This is a genomic window from Nocardia sp. CDC153 (assembly GCF_035818515.1).
GTDB lineage: Bacteria > Actinomycetota > Actinomycetes > Mycobacteriales > Mycobacteriaceae > Nocardia.
In genome coordinates this window covers 1,028,096-1,043,856 of the sequence record NZ_JAYKYU010000002.1, presented here as the reverse complement: position 1 = coordinate 1,043,856, position 15,761 = coordinate 1,028,096, and the positions used below count along the sequence as shown (strand labels likewise).

The window sequence follows — 15,761 nt, the reverse complement described above, 5'->3', positions numbered from 1 at the left end:
TGCCCGATGGATGCTGGTATCGGCGTATCGTCCGCATTTGGACCGGTCGGCATGCGAATATCGGGTAATGAACGGCAGTGCGGTACATCCGCTGTGGGGTCGGGCGCTGTTGTTGGCGTTCGCGGCGCTGGACATCGCGGCGGCGGCGTGGACGGCCACGCATCTGGCGGCGGGCGGGACCCTCGGAAACTTCTTCAGCTACTTCACGATCCAGTCCAATCTGATCGTCATCGCGGTCTGGCTCGGTGTGGGGCTGTTCGATCCGCAGGGCGAGCGCTGGCAGCTCGTGCGCTGTGCGGCCACGCTCTACATCGTCATTACCGGCGTCGTCTACGCGGTCTTGCTGCAGAAGATCGCCGTGGGCATCCAGTACCCCTGGACCAATGACGTGCTGCACCGGGTCACCCCGCTGGTCGCACTCGCTGACTGGTTGCTGGTTCCGGCCGCGGTGGGCCTCAGCGTCCGGCTCATCGGCTCACTGCTGGCCTACCCGCTCGTCTACGGCGTCTACACGCTGATCCGCGGGCCGATCGTCGACTGGTATCCGTACCCGTTCATCGATCCCCGAGACAAGGGCTACGTCTCGATGTCGATCGGACTGGTGTTCCTCGTCATCGCCTTCGTGATCCTGGCGGTCGCCGTCGCCGCGCTCGGGGATATGGCGACCCGCTGGCGCGAGCGTCGGTCAGCGGGGTAGCGCCAGGGTCATGAAGACGCTGTGCGGGTCCTCGGTGTAGTCGGCGAAGGGCCCGCAGTGCTCGAACCCGTAGCGCTCGTAGAGTCGCACCGCGGGCAGATAGAACTCCGACGCACCGGTCTCCAGGCTGACTCGTTCGTACCGGCGTGCCTCGGCCGCGGAGAGGATGTGCGCCAACAACTGTGAGGCCACCCCGCGCCCCCGGAATTCGGCGGTGGTCCGCATGGACTTGATCTCCGCGTGGGTCGGGTCGAGTTCCTTGAGCGCCCCGCACCCCGCCAGCCTGTCGCCCTCCCACGCCGACCAGAAGGTGATCTCCGGCTTGCGCAGCGCATCCACGTCCAGGGCGTGCATGCTCTCCTCCGGCGAGTTGTCGAGCATCTCGGCCACGTGGGCTGCCAAGAGCCCGATCACCTCGGCCCCGGTCAGATCGTCGATCATGATGCGCATGCCGCCAGGCTATCGGCCGAGGTCGATGCCGTTGTGCGCCCGGGGGCGGCGGCCCGCCCGGCTGACCTCCCGCGCCAACCGGCCGACCTCCCGTGCCGTTCCCCGCGGTGCGGGCGGCGTCCGGCCCGCGCAGCGGTGACACTCGTTGTGGGCGGACGGGTTTCGTGATCACCTCGCGGCACTCGGTCCGACTGTTCGGAACGCCGTGGGGCGAACCGCATCGTGCACTGTCCGAGGGTGCCACCGCGGGGCGTCGGATACGTGCACGGTGTCTCGAAGCTCCACTGACGGCCCGGCCGCCGAAAGGCGACCGGGCCGTTGCCATGCGATGAGGAGGCATGGGGGTCAGCGTTCGTGTGTTTCCTCCAGGACGGTTCGGCCCACGAGGGCGTAGCGGTCGGGAGAGCGGCGCTTGAGGTATTCGGCGAAACCGAAGCCGCCCAGGGCGATCGCGGCCACCAGCCACGGGGTCGCCTTCAACACCAGGGAGCCGGATTCGGTGCCCGCGGCGGTGCCCATATTGAAGACCAGCAGCAGCACGACACCGATCATGGCCAGTCCGCCCAGCAGCGGCGCGACGAAAGTCCGGAACCAGTGCCGGGTTTCGGGATGGTTGGTGCGGAAGTAGTTGAGGACCGCGAACGAGCAGGTGGCCTGGACCACCAGGATGGCCATGGTGCCGAGAATCGCCAGCAGGGTGTAGGTGCCGGAGTACGGGTCCTTACCGGCGATGCCGAAACCGGCCACCAGCGCGATCGCGACCACCGTCTGCACCAGACCCGCGATGTGCGGCGACCCGTGCTTGGGGTGCGTCCGGCCGACCGTGCGCTTGAGCACCGGGAACACGCCCTCGCGACCGAGCGCGTACAGGTAGCGGGCCGCGCAGTTGTGGAATGCCATGCCGCAGGCCAGCGATCCGGTCATCATGAGCCACTGCATGGCGCTCACCGCCCAGTGCCCGACATAGGTCTGGGTCGGGTGGAAGAACACGTCCATCGGATTGTCGGACCCGGCCAGCTGGGCGGATTCTTCGATGCCGTTGCCGGACATGGCCATCCAGGACACGAACACGTAGAAGATGCCCACGCCGATGACCGCGATCATGGTGGCCTTGGGAATGATCCGCTTGGGATCGCGCGACTCCTCGCCGTACATGGCCGTCGACTCGAAGCCGACCCACGACCAGAACGCGAAGAACAGACCCAGACCCGCCGACGGCCCGGCGAAGGCATTGATCGGATTCAGCGGCGCGAACGAGAACCCGTGCGGCCCACCGCCGTGCAAGGCCACCGCGACACCCATGACAGCTAGCACCAGACACTCGGTGCCGAGCAGCACCACCAGGAACTTCTCGGCCACGGCGACGCCGAACCAGGTGCCCATCGCATTGATGGCCAGCATGATCACGGCGAACACCCACCATGGCACGTTCCAACCGAACTGCGCCGCAACGGTATTCGCGCCGAAGCTGGAGAAGATGCCGACCAGCGAGCCCTCGAACACCATGTACGCGAAGGTCGCCAGCAGTCCCGACGCCAGCCCGGCCGAGCGGCCCAGGCCGAAGGAGATGAAGCCGTAGAACGCGCCCGTCGCGGTGATGTGCTTGCTCATGGTGGTGAAGCCCACCGAGAACACCGCGAGCACGACCATGGCGATGAGGAAGGCGGCGGGCGTGCCCTTGCCGGTGCCCGCCGAGATCATGAACGGCACATTGCCGGTCATGGCGGTAATGGGCGCGGCCGTGGCGATGGCCATGAACACGACGCCGAGCAAGCCCACGGCATTGGCTTTCAGCCGGTGCACCCCGTCGGCTTGCAGCGAGTGCACCCCGTCGGGTGGTGCGGCGGGTGGCGCGGCGGTGGCGCGGTCGATCTGCTGCGTCATGGATCCGTCTTTCTCCTGCTCCCGCACCCGAATCCCCGGGTGGCGGGTTCATTACCAATGCGGCGGAACGGTATAGAGGGTCTGTAACGGGGGCGGGCGTTCGACGGTGTCCCTCGGCGAGAAAGCCGCGAGAGTTTTGTCTCGCCTCGCGACAAGCGGTCGTTACCGGCGTTTACGTCGGCGCAATACGCATCGGCGACGCTGTGGCAAACCCCGGCGAGAGAGAGGCGTGTGCGGATGAGATCGGCCCCGCCGAGCCCTTTACCCGCGGTCGAACGATCGCCGCTGCGCGGATTGACCCGGCGCGAACTGCCTTTCGTCCCGGTGTTCGCGCAGTCGGTGGCGGCCATCGCGCCCTCGGGGACGGCGGTGGTCACTCCGGCGTTCGTGATTGGCGCGGCCGGTGGCGGGGCGAGTATCGCGGTGTTTCTGGCGGCGGCGGTATTGGCGTGGGCGGTGGCGCTGGTGATTCGGCCGATGGCGCAGCGGCTGGCGGTGACCGGCGGGCTGTACACCTATGTGGCGAAGGGGCTCGGGCCCGCTGTCGCTGTACCGACCGGCTGGTCAGCCATTGTCGGGTACGCCAGCGTCAGTGTGTCCGGGCTGATCTCGGTGGGCATCTACCTGAATCAAATGGCCGTCACCGCGGGCCTGGCCGGCTTCGGCGGGACCGCGGCGATCGTCGGGCTGCTGGTGGCCGCGGCGGCGGTGGCGGCGGTCCTCATGGTGCGCGGCATTCGGCTGTCCGCGTCGGTGACGCTGCTGATCGAATGCGTCTCGGTCGTCACGGTCTTGGTAGTCATGGGCTACCTGTTGACCCGCGACGCGCACCGCCCGCGCCCGGCACCGGTCTTCGAATGGCACGGCGGCACCGGCACTCTGGCCATGAGCGCGGTGGTGGCCATCAGCGCCTTCGTCGGCTTCGAGAGCGCGACCACCCTGTCCGCCGAGGCGTACCGGCCGTTCCGCTCGGTGCCCCGGACCCTGATGTGGACGCCGGTGGCCGCGGCCGTCATCTACCTGTTCGCGGTCGCCGCGCAGGCGGTGGCATTGACCTGCGCGCCCGCGGGCACCGCCACGAGTTCGACCCCGGTCACCGACCTGTTGATGCTGGACAACTCCGAATTCCTGGTGGCGGTCCTGGATCTCGGCGTGGCGGCCTCGTTCTTCGCGTGCACCGTCGCCTCGATCAATGCCCTGGTGCGGGTGCTGTTCACCATGGGCCGCGAGGGCATCGCACCCGCCGCCGTCGGTCGCGCGCATCCCCGATTCCACACGCCCGCGCCCGCCATCGTCGCGGCCGTGGGTGCCGTCGCCGCGTGCGCGCTGTGCTATCTGCTCTCGGGAGCCGAACCGCAGGACGGGATTCGCAGCTTCCTCACCCTGAGCGCGCTCGGCTACCTCGGCTCGTATCTGCCCGCCTGCCTGGCCACGCCCGCGCTGCTGCGCCGCATCGGCGAATCCAGCCGTCGCTTGGCGGTGCTCGGCTCGGTCACCGCGATCCTGCTGGGTGCGCTCATGGTCGCGGCCGCCGTCTCGGCCCGCAATGACAATGTCACCGTGGTGATCGCCTACGCCGCGATCATGGCGGCCGCGGCGCTGTTCACCCTCGCGCTGCGGGTGTTCGCGCCGAATCGATTGCGCGGCATCGGCATCTACGACGAGCCGCGCCCGGAAGACCTGCTGCCCACCGTGACCTTCCGGTAGCCGCCATGCCGGATTCGCGTCGCACCAATACCGTCTCCAACTCCATCGCCATTCTCGAGGCGGTCGCCGACTGTGGGGTGGGCGTCACCGCCAAGGAGATCGCCCAGCGCCTCGGCATCGCCCCCGCCACCACCTATCGGCTGCTGAATTCCCTTGTCGCCGACGAATATCTGGTGCGCACCGCCGATCTGCGCGGGTTCGCGCTGGGCGCGCGGCTGCGCGGTTTCGCGGCGGCGGTGAACGTGCCCGCCGTGCCCACCGCCGCGCGCGGGCTGCTCGACGAATTCCGGGCCTCGACCCGATTCGCCGTGCACCTCATGCACTTTCGGCCCGCCGCGGTTCAGGTGCTCAGTGAGGATCCCGACCATCCGATCCCGGGGGAGCGGGAGCTGGCCCGGCATCTGCACGCCTCCGCGGCGGGCAAGCTGTTGCTGGCCTCGCGGACCGAATGGCGCACGCTGGTCGCGCATCCGGTGCGGATCGCCGCGCGCACCAAGGTCGATCACGCGGCCCTGGCCGGGGACCTGCAGGCCGTGCGCGACACCGGATATGCCAGGGCCGCAGACGAACTCGTGCCCGGCGTGGCCTGTCTGGCGCTGCCGATCTACAACGGCACCGGCACGCTGTCCGGCGCGTTGTGTCTGACCGGGCCGAGCAATCGACTGCCCGCGCTGGAATCCCATCGCGACCCCGCCCGCGACTGCGCCACCCACCTCGGCCCGCTGCTGTATTGATCCCGTCGCCGCGAAAATCGGTGGCTTCGATCGGATGTGCGCTCCTAACCTGAGACGACATTCGATATGGAAAGGACCAATTGGAAGCGACTGTCACGGTGACTCCGGATCAGTTGCCGGAGCTACTGCTACACGTCGCGGTCGTGCGTCCGGTATTTCTGTGGGGAGCCCCCGGAACCGGGAAGAGCTCGCTTGTGCGCGATTTCGCCGAGAGCCTCGGGTTGGAATGCGTCACGCTGCTGGGCACCCAGTTGGCACCCGAGGATCTCATCGGTGTGCCGCAGATCGTGGAGAACCGCAGCCGGTTCGCGCCGCCGGAGATGATCGCGCGCGACCAGCCGTACTGCCTGTTTCTCGATGAACTCAATGCCGCGCCCGCGGAAGTGCAGAAATCCTTCTACTCGCTGATTCTGGATCGGCGCGTGGGCAATTACGAATTGCCCGCCGGATCGGTGGTGATCGGGGCCGGTAATCGCGCGACCGACAACGCCCTGGCCCGGCCGATGGCCTCGGCGCTGGTGAATCGCATGGTGCACGTGCATTTGCGCGCCGACGTCGACGACTGGCTGAAATGGGCCAGTACCGGCGGCATTCACCCGTGGGTGATCGAATACCTCATGCAGCGGCCCGATCACCTGTGGTCGCAGCCGCCCAAGACCGAACAGCCGTTCTCGACACCGCGCGGCTGGCACATGCTCTCCGACGCGCTGCACTCCTACGGCGAGGGCATCGACGACACGGTGCTGTGGGTGCTCGCGTCCGGAATCCTCACCACCGCACACGCTTCCGGGTTCCGCGCCTTCGTCAAGACCGTGCGCCACGCCTTCGATCTGGAGGCCGTCATCAAGGGCGAGGTCGGTTGGCCGCGCGAACCCGCCGACCGCGACCTGCTCTACTTCCTGTCCGAGGCCTTCCGCGCCCGGCTGATCAAGGAGCTGCCCGCCTCCCGCGAGCACGCCTCACCCGGCATCAAGCGATTCTCGTTGCGCGCCAAGACCATGCTCACCGAACTGGCCGAAATCTCGGTCGAGTGCGCGCAATTGGTGATCGCCTCCGACGATCAGGGACTGCCGGTGCTGCCGACCTGGTTCCTGGTGGAGGTCACCCGCGATCTGCCGCGGCTGGCCGCCCGGAGGTGAACCGTGGCCGGACGCTCGAATCGCAAGCGCGGCAGGGTGGCCGACCCGTGGCGTGAGAACCTGGTCAACGGGTGGGCGCAGGTGCGTCAGCACGCGGTCTTCCGGCGGCTGCGGAATGGACTCAGCGAGTCGGACGGGCAGCTGCCCGACGACGTGTGGGCGGTCATCTCGGACTGGGGCACGATCACCTACAACCCGAAACGTCGCGGCACCGCCGAGGAATGGGCGTGGGTATTCGCGCATCTGCTCCTGCACGCGGGCTTCGGGCACCTCGATCCGCGCAACGCACCCGAGCGGGCCCTGGAATCGAATACCTACGCGCGCACCTGGCTCAGGGCCGCGCGGCAGCCGCATCCGATCTATCGCGCGGCCTGCTGCACGGTGGTCGACCAGTACCTGATGACCTTGAAGCTCGGCCGACCGCCGGTGGAGCTGCCGCCCGCGCCGGGCGGTGCCGACGAGGTGGCGTTGACACGGCGCTGGTGGCAGGCCAGCGTGCCGGAACCCTACCGGCGCGCCGAGTATCCGGACTTCTTCGTCGGCAGCGTGGAGGTCGCGACCGAGCGCGACCACCAGAAACTATTCGCCACCGGGATCGGCGAGGCCGCGCGCGAGGCGCTCGAAGTGGCGGGGCGGGACGTCACGCGCGGGCAGGCGAAGACCATGCGGGCGTGGGATCGCGCGCTGAACTGGTTCGTCTCCTCGTATCCGCTGCTGGGTGCGCTGGCTGCGGGAATGAAGATCGTCGCGGACGCGGATCTGGCGCGCGGCTGGGACATTTCGATCGCGGCGGTCAATGCCGAGGTCGCCGAGATCTACATCAATCCGCTCGTCGGGCTGTCCGACGAGGAGTGGAAGTTCGTTCTCGCGCACGAAATGCTGCACGCCGCACTGCGTCACGGGGAGCGCGCGGGGTGGCGCGACCACTACCTGTTCAATGTCGCGTGCGATTACGTGGTCAACGGTTGGCTCGTCGAGATGGGCGTGGGGCAACTGCCCGAAGGGCTGCTCTACGACCCGCAGCTGAAAGGGCTGTCCTCCGAACAGGTTTACGACCGCATCGCCTCGGATCTGCGGCGGCTGCGCAAGATCGCCACCCTGCGCGGTCGCGGCAAGAGCGACATCTTCGGAGAACCGTTGCCGCACGGCCGAACCCCGGGCCGCTATCTAGATCTGGACGAGTACTACCGCAATGCGCTGAACACCGGGCTGGCCTACCACCAGTCCGGCGGGCGCGGGCTGTTGCCCGCCGGACTCGAACAGGAGATCCGCGCCCTCGATCAGCCGCCGCTGCCGTGGGATGCCCAACTGGCGCAATGGTTCGACGAACACATTCCGGCGGTCGAGAAGCGGCGCAGTTACGCGCGCGCGTCCCGTCGCCAGTCCTCGACGCCCGACATTCCCCGACCCGCCTGGATGCGGCCCGAGGAATCGGTGCGGCTGCCCACCTTCGGCGTGGTGCTCGATACGTCCGGATCCATGTCGGCCGAACTCATGGGAAAAGGCTTGGGCGCGATCGCCTCCTACGCCACCGCCCGCGATGTCCCGCGCGCCCGGGTCGTCTACTGCGACGCCGCCGCCCACGACGCCGGCTACCTTCCCGTCGACGCGATCGCCGCCGGTGTCCGCGTTCGCGGCCGCGGCGGCACCGTCCTCCAACCCGGCATCCGCCTCCTCGAACGCGCCGACGACTTCCCACCCGACGGCCCGATCCTCATCATCACCGACGGCATGATCGACGTCCTGCGCATCCGCCGCGAACACGCCTACCTCATCCCCGCGGCCGCATCCCTCCCCTTCCGCCCCACCGGCCCGGTCTTCCGAATCCGCTGAGCCTCAGCGACTTCTAGCTAGTCGTTGGGCTCGCGGTCGCCGAGGTGGGCCTCGAGGGCGCTGAGGCGGGCGTCGAAGCCGCGCATCTCCTGGAGGATGCCGCGCATGGCCTCGGTCATCTGCTCGACCGAATGGCGCAGGAGCTCGAGGTTGGCGCGTAAGTCGGCGATGGGGTCGATGGGGTCGGCGTTCGGGCGGGACCGCATGCGGGTACTCCTCTGTTCATTCGTCTGCGTAGCAACCCTTCAGTGCGACGGCGGCGAGCGAATCGGCCGGGTAATCGGTCATCAGTGGCGGTGCCGGGGCGGGGGATTCGGCAGCGCAAGGGCGGACGTGCCCGGCGTGAGCGGTGTCACCATGGAGGTGGGCCGGTCGCCGCGGTGAGAGGTGGTGGGGTGTGGCGGAATTCGTGGAGCAGTACGGGGCGGTGCGGTGGATCGCGGTGGTCGCCTTCTGCCTGGCGGCGGCACTGGTGGTGGCCCGGCTGGGGCGGTACCGGCTCGGGGCGGGGGAGTGCGCGGATCAGGAGTCCGATGCCGCGCACCTGGTGATGTGCGGGGTCATGTTGGGAATGCTGGTGTTTCCGACGGCCGTCGCACCCGACGCGGTGCGCGGGGTGCTGACGGCCATGGTGGTGGTGTACTCACTGGTGCTGGGCGAGCGGATCCTGCGGTGGCGCAAGGGGATCCCGCGGTGGCGCGATGGGATATCGGACACCGGCCGTGCGGGAGGCGGGGTCGGCGCGTTCGTGTATCACGTGATGGCGGCCGCGGCCATGTTGTATGCGATGAGCGGGCACGGGTCGCCCGGGCACGCCATGTCTTCGCCGGGGCACGCCATGGCCTCGTCGGGGTCGGCCTTGTTCGGGCACGGGGGGCCCGCGTCCGGGCCCATGCTCGCGCTCGCGGCGCTGTTCACCGTGGACGCGCTCGTCATGTCGGTGCCCGTTCTGCGGAATCGTTTGCCGCGCGTGTTCCCGCATCCCGCCGGTGCGGCCGGATCGCTGGCCGTGGTCCCGCACCTGGTGATGGATCTCGGTACCGCCTACATGCTGGTGGCCGCCGCGGCCGCCTGACCCGGGGGCCGTTCGACCTGATCACCGTCGCTCTGGTGAGATGGTGAGGTTAGGTCGGTTCGCCCGGATGGGTGTGGCCGGTATCGGGTGATGGAGGTGCACTGGATGGGTTCGCTGTGGCATGGCTTCGCCGATATGGGTGCGGTCGAGCGGGACGGGGCGTTCGTGGTGGCCCGCGGCGAGGGCGCGGTCATCTGGGACGAGGGTGGCACGCAGTACCTCGACGCCACCGGCGGACTCTGGTTCGCCAATATCGGCCACGGTCGACGCGAGATCGCCGACGCGGTGGCCGCGCAGTTGACCCGGGTCGCGCACTACTCCAACTTCGGTGACCTGGCCTCCCCGGTGACCCGCGAGCTGGCCGAGCGGCTCTCGGCGCTGGCCCCGGTGCCCGGCAGCAAGATCTTCTTCACCTCCGGCGGCTCCGACGGCGTCGACACCGCCGCCAAGCTGGCCCGGCGCTACTGGCAGGAAATGGGCCGCCCCGAGAAGACCATCCTGGTCGGCCGGCAGAAGGCGTACCACGGCATGCATGTCGGCGGCACCTCGCTGGCGGGCATCCCGGTCAATGCCGAGGGCTACACCGGCGTCTTCATGCCCGACACCCGCACCATCGAATGGGATCAGGCCAAGGCGCTCAGCGCGCTCATCGAGGAGGTGGGCGCGGACCGCATCGCCGCCTTCTTCGCCGAACCCATCATCGGCGCGGGCGGCGTCTACCTCCCGCCCGAGGGCTACCTGACCGAGGTCCGCCGGATCTGCCGCGACAACGACATCCTCTTCGTCGCCGACGAGGTCGTCACCGGCTTCGGCCGCATCGGCGGATCCTGGTTCGCCTCTTCGCGTTTCGACCTCGAACCCGATCTCATGACCACCGCCAAGGGCCTCACCTCCGGTTACGTCCCCATGGGCGCGGTGTTCATCGCACCCCACATCGCCGAACCCTTCTTCGCCGGCGGCACCTGGTGGCGGCACGGCTACACCTACGGCGGCCACGCCGGTGCGGCCGCCGCGGCCATGGCCAACCTCGACATCTTCGAGCGCGAGAACCTCCTCGACGCCAGCAAGAACCTGGAATCCCTACTCCACCGCCACTTCTCACCCCTTGCCGACCACCCCCGCGTCGCCGAGGTCCGCAGCGGCCTGGGCGCGGTCGCCGCGGTCCAACTGGCCGACCCCGCCGAAGCCCTCCCATTCGTGAAAACCCTACGCACCCACGGCGTCTCAACCCGCGCCGCCGGCCAGGGCGCCCTCCAGATCTCCCCATCATTCGTCATCACCGAGACTCAGGTCGCCGACATGGCAGACCGCTTCGCCAAGGCGTTGGGCTGAGGTTCACCGCAGGCGGGCCAGGGCCAGCACTCCGATCGCGATCGCGCCGATGGCGGCGACCCAGGCGGTGACATGGATGCCGTGTAGGAAGGCCGCGCGGGCGGCGGTCAGAATCGTGGAGCTCAGCTCGCCGGGTAGGGTTCCGGCCACCTGGACCGCGCCGCCCAGGGTGTCGCGCACCGTGTTCGTGCCGGGCAGGCCATGGGGTAGCGATCGGGCCAGGTCACCGCGGTAGATGGCCAGGCCGATGGTGCCGAGGATCGAGATGCCCAGGGCGCCACCCAGTTCGGAGCCGGTTTCGGAAAGGCCGGACGCCGCTCCGGACCGTTCGGGTGGCACGGAGCCGACGATCAGTTCGGTGGTGATGCCGAAGACCGGTGCCAGGCCGAGGGAGATGATGAACGAGGCCAGGACCGCGAGGGCCGGGCCATCGTCGGCCGACAGCCGCGTCAGCAGGAGCAGGCCGCTTGCGGCCAAGGCCATCCCGGCACCGATGAGGTAGGCCGGACGCAGGACGCGCACGAGATACGGGGCGGCCTGGGCTCCGATGACGGAGGCAATGCTGGTGGGGACCATGGCCATGCCGGTCTGGATCGGGGTCAGACCGAGGATCAGTTGGAAGTATTGGGCAATGAACAGCAAGTAGCCGAACAGCACGAAAACCGCGATCACGTTGATGGCCAGCGCGGTTCGGAACCTGCCCACGGCGAAAAGCCGCAGGTCGAGCAGGGGATCGGGGTGGGTGAGCTGACGGCGGACGAACAGCGCGCCCGCGACCAGTCCAAGAAGGGCCGCCGCCACGGGTAGCGTGCCGATGCCGTCCTGGGCGATCTTCTTCATGGCCAGCACCAGCGAGACCATGGTGATGACGCTCAGTGCGGCACCGGTCAGGTCGAGCCGACCGGCCTCGGGATCGCGAAATTCGGGCAGAACGCGGGGTCCGACGATCAGCAGCAGGGCCATCACCGGGACCGCCAGGAAGAAGACCGAACCCCACCAGAAGCGTTCCAGCAGAACGCCGCCCAGTAGCGGGCCCACGATGCCCCCGGCGGAGAAGGCGCTGACCCAGGTGCCGACGGCCAGTGCGCGCTGGCGTGGATCGCGGAACATGGTGAAGATCAAGGACAGCGTCGAGGGGGCGATGGTGGCTCCGGCGATACCCAGCAGGGCTCGACAGGCGATGAGACATTCGGCGTTGGGGGAGAAGGCCGAAACGATGGAGACGGTGCCGAAAACCGCTGCGCCGAGCAGTAATAGACGGCGACGGCCGATGTGGTCGCCGAGGGTGCCCATGGTGAGCAGCAGACCGGCCAGCACGAAACCGTAGATATCGATGATCCACAGCAGCTCTGAGCTGCTCGGGTGCAGGGCCGCGCTGATCTTCGGTACCGCCAGGTCCAGCACCGTCAGGTCCATGGCGTAGACCAGGCAGGCCAGGGTCAGCACCCCGAGGCCGATCCACTCCCGTCGTCCCGCACGGTCGTCTCGCTCCGGGGCGGCGGCCGGTGGCATCGCTGTGGTCTCCACGATGAATCGTCCTCTCGGGGGTGGACGAGCTGTTGCCGATGGTGACGGTGTGGGCTCCACACTTTCATCGCCCGCCGACAAATCTCATCGCCCGCCGACACATTCGCACGGCCGTACTCTCCGGCCGACCGGCGGTACGCTGCGGAAATGACCGAGTTCGAGAGCTATCGGGCGAATCTCGAGGTGGCTGATCTCGAGCCGACCGTCGAGTTCCTGCGGGACGTGCTGGGGTTCGTGGTCGAGGTCGACGAACCCGGGATGGGGTTGGCGCTGGTGCGTCGGGATGGGGTCGGGTTGGGCATCGTTCGCACCGAGAATCCGGCCGTCAACGAGACCACCGCCGGGTATGTCGGGGTGAGCGATGTGGACGCGCTGCACGAGCATTGTGTGTTACGCGAAGTGGATATAGTTATGCCGCTCACCGAACACCCTTGGGGGCTGCGGGATTTCGTACTCCGCATCCCCGGTGGGCATCGGCTCGCGTTCGGGCAGCGAATCGGCTAGATCACGATCGGATGGTCGGCGACCACGCGTCCGCCGACGCGGGCCCAGCCGTCGGAATCCCATTCGGTGAAGATCTGCGAGCCCTGACCCTGGGTGATGTTCAGGCCGCGGGTGAGCAATGCGGTCAGGCGAATGGCCGCCGCGCCGGTGGCCTCGTCCTCGGGAACTCCCATGGCGGGGGCGAACATTCGCGCGCGCACCGCACCGCGCGACTCATTGGTCCAACCCCAGCAGTAGTGCTTGCCCTCCGGAAAGTCGGCAGGGTCCAGGGTGGCGATCTCGGCGGCGTCCTCGAACTGGTGGAATTCGAAGACCGGGGCCCATTCGGCGCGGGCCCGCGCCCAGGTCATGCCGTCGGTGACGGCGACCTCGACCGGCCCGGCCGGCACATCGAGGACCTGTACCGGATGTTGCTGCTCGTTGAGCCACCACGCCGCGCCGACGCTGGGGTGTCCGGCGAAGGGCAGTTCCACGGCCGGGGTGTAGATGCGCATCGTGGCGCGCCCGTCCCGCGGATCGTGGAGCACCACCGTCTCGCTGAAACCGACCCGCGCGGCCAGGGCCTGGTGGTCGGCGTCGGCGACCGACGAGTACCGCGCGATGCCGAGCGGATTGCCGAAACGTCCTGCCTGGTCGGTGAACACGCGGACGACTTCGATTTGAGCGCCATCGCTTTCCGGAACGGTCATGGCAGTCGAGCTTACCGACAGTTATCGGTTCACGGGAGGGGCGCAGGTCTCGAGCATGTCCGCCAGGGCGCTCTTCTCGGTGGGCTGCACGGTCAAACCCCAGCGGGCCTTCACGCTCACCCACCGGCGCGCGTAATCGCACTGATAGGCCTCGCGCGGTTTCCACTGGTCCGGCGTCTTGGAGCCCTTGTCCTGGTTGGCCTGCTTCTGCACCGCCAGCAGATTGCCGATGTCATTGGCGAACTTCTCGCGCTGCTCGGGACTCCAGCCGGACGCGCCCGAACGCCAGGCGTCGCCGAGCGCCACCACATGATCGATTTCTATGTCGGAGGCCTTGAATCGGTCGTAGGGCAGTCGCTCGCCGGTGTAGGGATCGATGAGCACACCCGTCAACACGATGCACGAATTACTGTCGCCCACACGCGTTTCGGTGAGATCGCGCTTCATCACATCCTCCCGGGCGGTGCATCCGTCCGACAGCACCGGTTCGCCGCCGCGCCCCGACCAGCCGGGCCCGAACGCGGTGCGCTCGTAGGACTCCCAATTGCGATTCCAGGCGACGGTGAGCCGATCCAATCCGGTCCGCGCCTGCGCCGCGCCGAGCAACCGTGTGCCCTCCGGATCCCCCGCGGGCGGCGTCTGCGCGTGCGTCACCTCATGGTGATTCAGATACAGCCCCAAGCCGACCGCACCGGCGGTGATGAGCAGTACGGAGGTGGCGAAGAGTTTGCGCCAACGACGCCGGGCAGTGGTCCGGGAGCGCTTGGGCATGCCGGGGAGTCTATGGGGGCAAATCGGGCGATACGGGCATTGTTGCTGAGTGGTGACCTGATTGCAGCAATCCAATGGCAACTAGGTGAAGGGGCCGTATGACAAGCGAGAGAGAGGCCGTGCACCTGGCGGTACACGGCCTCTCTTCGAGCTACAGCCTCTCTTCGAGTTGCGGCCTCGTGCCCCGGGTTACACCGAGGTGGTCGCCAGCGCCTCGGTCGCGGCCACCGCCTGGCCGACGCCCGCCACGATCGCCGCCGCGCGCAGCGCCTCGAAGATCACCTCGCGCGACACGCCCTCTTCCCGCAGCGTGTGCTCGTGCGCCTCCAGGCAGTGCTGGCAGCCGTTGATCGAGGAGACCGCGAACGACCACAGCTCGAAATCGGCCTTGTCCACACCCGGATTGCCGATGATCTGCATGCGCAGACCCGCGCGCAGATCGTCGTAGCGGCCCTCCAGGAACGCCTTGCCGCGGTAGAACACATTGTTCATGGCCATGATCGACGCCGCCCCGAGCGCGGCGTTGTACGCCTCAGCCGACAGCACATCGGCCGCCTCCTCGGCGATCTCCCGCAGCGTGGTGGCCGAGCGGGTGGCCGCGGCCGACGCCAACAAGGTGCCCCAAAGCTGCTGTTCGCCCAGCACGGTGGTGCGCGACAGCGAGGACAGGTTGAGCTTCAGGTCCTTGGCGTACTCGGGTAGGGAGTTCTTCAGATTCTCGATGGTCACAGCGAAAGTCCTTGGGTGCCTTAGACGGAAGCGGTCATGAGCTCGCCCGCCTTGATGGTGGGATCGCCCTTCTTCCAGTTGCACGCGCACAGCTCGTCGGACTGCAGGGCGTCGAGCACCCGCAGCACCTCGTCGACATTGCGGCCCACGGAACCGGCGGTGACGGACACGAACTGGATCTCGTTGTTCGGGTCGACGATGAAGGTGGCGCGGTCGGCGACGCCGTCGGCATTGAGAACGCCGGTGGCGGTGGCCAATTCGCGCTTCAGGTCGCTCAGCATGGGGAACGGCAGGGTCTTGAGGTCCTCGTGCTGGGCACGCCACTGGAAGTGCACGAACTCGTTGTCGACCGACACGCCGAGGACCTGCGCGTCGCGGTCTTCGAACTCGTCGTTGAGCTTGCCGAAGGCGGCGATCTCGGTGGGGCAGACGAAGGTGAAGTCCTTGGGCCAGAAGAAGACGATGCGCCACTTGCCCGCGTAGTCGTCGCTCGAGATCTGGGTGAAGTAGTCGTCGGGCTGCTGAGCGTTCACCTTCGAGAGATCACCGCCGATGACTGCCGTCAGGTTGTAGGCGGGGAACTGGTCGCCGATGGTCAGCAGGGCCATGCTTGCTCCTCATATGTAGTCGTGCCGATTGTGTCGAGACGTATATACGATCCTTGCCGAACTGCGGTGACAGGTAAACGTG

16 protein-coding genes are annotated in these 15,761 nt (G+C 68.0%); 8 read left to right on the top strand and 8 right to left on the bottom strand.

What is annotated here, in order from left to right; genetic code table 11:
* Positions 1-67: 67 nt before the first annotated feature.
* Positions 68-697 (top strand): Pr6Pr family membrane protein, encoded by a 630-nt coding sequence (locus VMT65_RS13410; protein WP_326308478.1) that lies wholly within the window; start codon positions 68-70, stop codon positions 695-697.
* Here the strand turns inward: VMT65_RS13410 and VMT65_RS13405 are convergent.
* Positions 686-1,147 (bottom strand): GNAT family N-acetyltransferase, encoded by a 462-nt coding sequence (locus VMT65_RS13405; RefSeq protein ID WP_326308477.1) that lies wholly within the window; start codon positions 1,145-1,147, stop codon positions 686-688. The genes VMT65_RS13410 and VMT65_RS13405 overlap by 12 nt on opposite strands.
* Positions 1,148-1,492: 345 nt before the next feature.
* Entirely contained in the window at positions 1,493-3,031 is a 1,539-nt protein-coding gene (locus tag VMT65_RS13400) for an APC family permease (RefSeq protein WP_326308476.1), read from the bottom strand.
* A 237-nt stretch (positions 3,032-3,268) separates the two neighbouring features.
* Between VMT65_RS13400 and VMT65_RS13395 the strand changes: the two genes are divergently transcribed.
* The 4 genes from VMT65_RS13395 (at position 3,269) to VMT65_RS13380 (ending at position 8,444) form a co-directional block, all read left to right on the top strand.
* A complete protein-coding gene (locus VMT65_RS13395; RefSeq protein ID WP_326308475.1) occupies positions 3,269-4,738 on the top strand; it encodes an APC family permease in 1,470 nt (489 codons plus the stop codon).
* 5 nt (positions 4,739-4,743) lie between these two features.
* Positions 4,744-5,472, top strand: coding sequence for an IclR family transcriptional regulator (locus tag VMT65_RS13390; protein WP_326308474.1), 729 nt, complete (start codon positions 4,744-4,746; stop codon positions 5,470-5,472).
* Between the two features lie 98 nt (positions 5,473-5,570).
* Positions 5,571-6,611 carry an ATP-binding protein gene (locus VMT65_RS13385; RefSeq protein ID WP_326309166.1) on the top strand — a complete coding sequence of 347 codons (1,041 nt, stop codon included), beginning with the start codon at positions 5,571-5,573 and terminating at the stop codon, positions 6,609-6,611.
* 3 nt (positions 6,612-6,614) lie between these two features.
* A complete protein-coding gene (locus VMT65_RS13380; RefSeq protein ID WP_326308473.1) occupies positions 6,615-8,444 on the top strand; it encodes a vWA domain-containing protein in 1,830 nt (609 codons plus the stop codon).
* A 17-nt stretch (positions 8,445-8,461) separates the two neighbouring features.
* On the opposite strand, the gene VMT65_RS13375 is transcribed toward VMT65_RS13380, so the two are convergent.
* Positions 8,462-8,650 carry a hypothetical protein gene (locus VMT65_RS13375; protein ID WP_326308472.1) on the bottom strand — a complete coding sequence of 63 codons (189 nt, stop codon included), beginning with the start codon at positions 8,648-8,650 and terminating at the stop codon, positions 8,462-8,464.
* Positions 8,651-8,841: 191 nt separating this feature from the next.
* On the opposite strand from VMT65_RS13375, the gene VMT65_RS13370 reads away from it, so the two are divergent.
* Positions 8,842-9,519 carry a DUF5134 domain-containing protein gene (locus VMT65_RS13370; RefSeq protein ID WP_326308470.1) on the top strand — a complete coding sequence of 226 codons (678 nt, stop codon included), beginning with the start codon at positions 8,842-8,844 and terminating at the stop codon, positions 9,517-9,519.
* Positions 9,520-9,624: 105 nt separating this feature from the next.
* Positions 9,625-10,851, top strand: a complete 1,227-nt coding sequence (locus VMT65_RS13365; protein WP_326308469.1) for an aminotransferase family protein — start codon at positions 9,625-9,627, stop codon at positions 10,849-10,851.
* A gap of 3 nt (positions 10,852-10,854) precedes the next feature.
* Here VMT65_RS13365 and VMT65_RS13360 read toward each other — a convergent pair whose 3' ends face one another.
* The gene (locus VMT65_RS13360; protein WP_442790246.1) at positions 10,855-12,363 is read right to left on the bottom strand and encodes an MFS transporter; all 1,509 of its coding nucleotides are present in this window, start codon (positions 12,361-12,363) and stop codon (positions 10,855-10,857) included.
* A 162-nt stretch (positions 12,364-12,525) separates the two neighbouring features.
* Between VMT65_RS13360 and VMT65_RS13355 the strand changes: the two genes are divergently transcribed.
* Entirely contained in the window at positions 12,526-12,882 is a 357-nt protein-coding gene (locus tag VMT65_RS13355; RefSeq protein ID WP_326308467.1) for a VOC family protein, read from the top strand.
* Here VMT65_RS13355 and VMT65_RS13350 read toward each other — a convergent pair.
* From VMT65_RS13350 to VMT65_RS13335, 4 genes are all read right to left on the bottom strand, one after another.
* The gene (locus tag VMT65_RS13350) at positions 12,879-13,571 is read right to left on the bottom strand and encodes a PhzF family phenazine biosynthesis protein (RefSeq protein ID WP_326308466.1); all 693 of its coding nucleotides are present in this window, start codon (positions 13,569-13,571) and stop codon (positions 12,879-12,881) included. The two genes, VMT65_RS13355 and VMT65_RS13350, sit on opposite strands and share 4 nt — an antisense overlap.
* Positions 13,572-13,592: 21 nt before the next feature.
* Positions 13,593-14,342 (bottom strand): HNH endonuclease family protein, encoded by a 750-nt coding sequence (locus VMT65_RS13345; RefSeq protein WP_326308465.1) that lies wholly within the window; start codon positions 14,340-14,342, stop codon positions 13,593-13,595.
* Positions 14,343-14,531: 189 nt separating this feature from the next.
* Entirely contained in the window at positions 14,532-15,071 is a 540-nt protein-coding gene (locus VMT65_RS13340) for a carboxymuconolactone decarboxylase family protein (RefSeq protein ID WP_326308464.1), read from the bottom strand.
* Between the two features lie 20 nt (positions 15,072-15,091).
* Positions 15,092-15,679 (bottom strand): peroxiredoxin, encoded by a 588-nt coding sequence (locus VMT65_RS13335; RefSeq protein ID WP_326308463.1) that lies wholly within the window; start codon positions 15,677-15,679, stop codon positions 15,092-15,094.
* Positions 15,680-15,761: the final 82 nt, after the last annotated feature.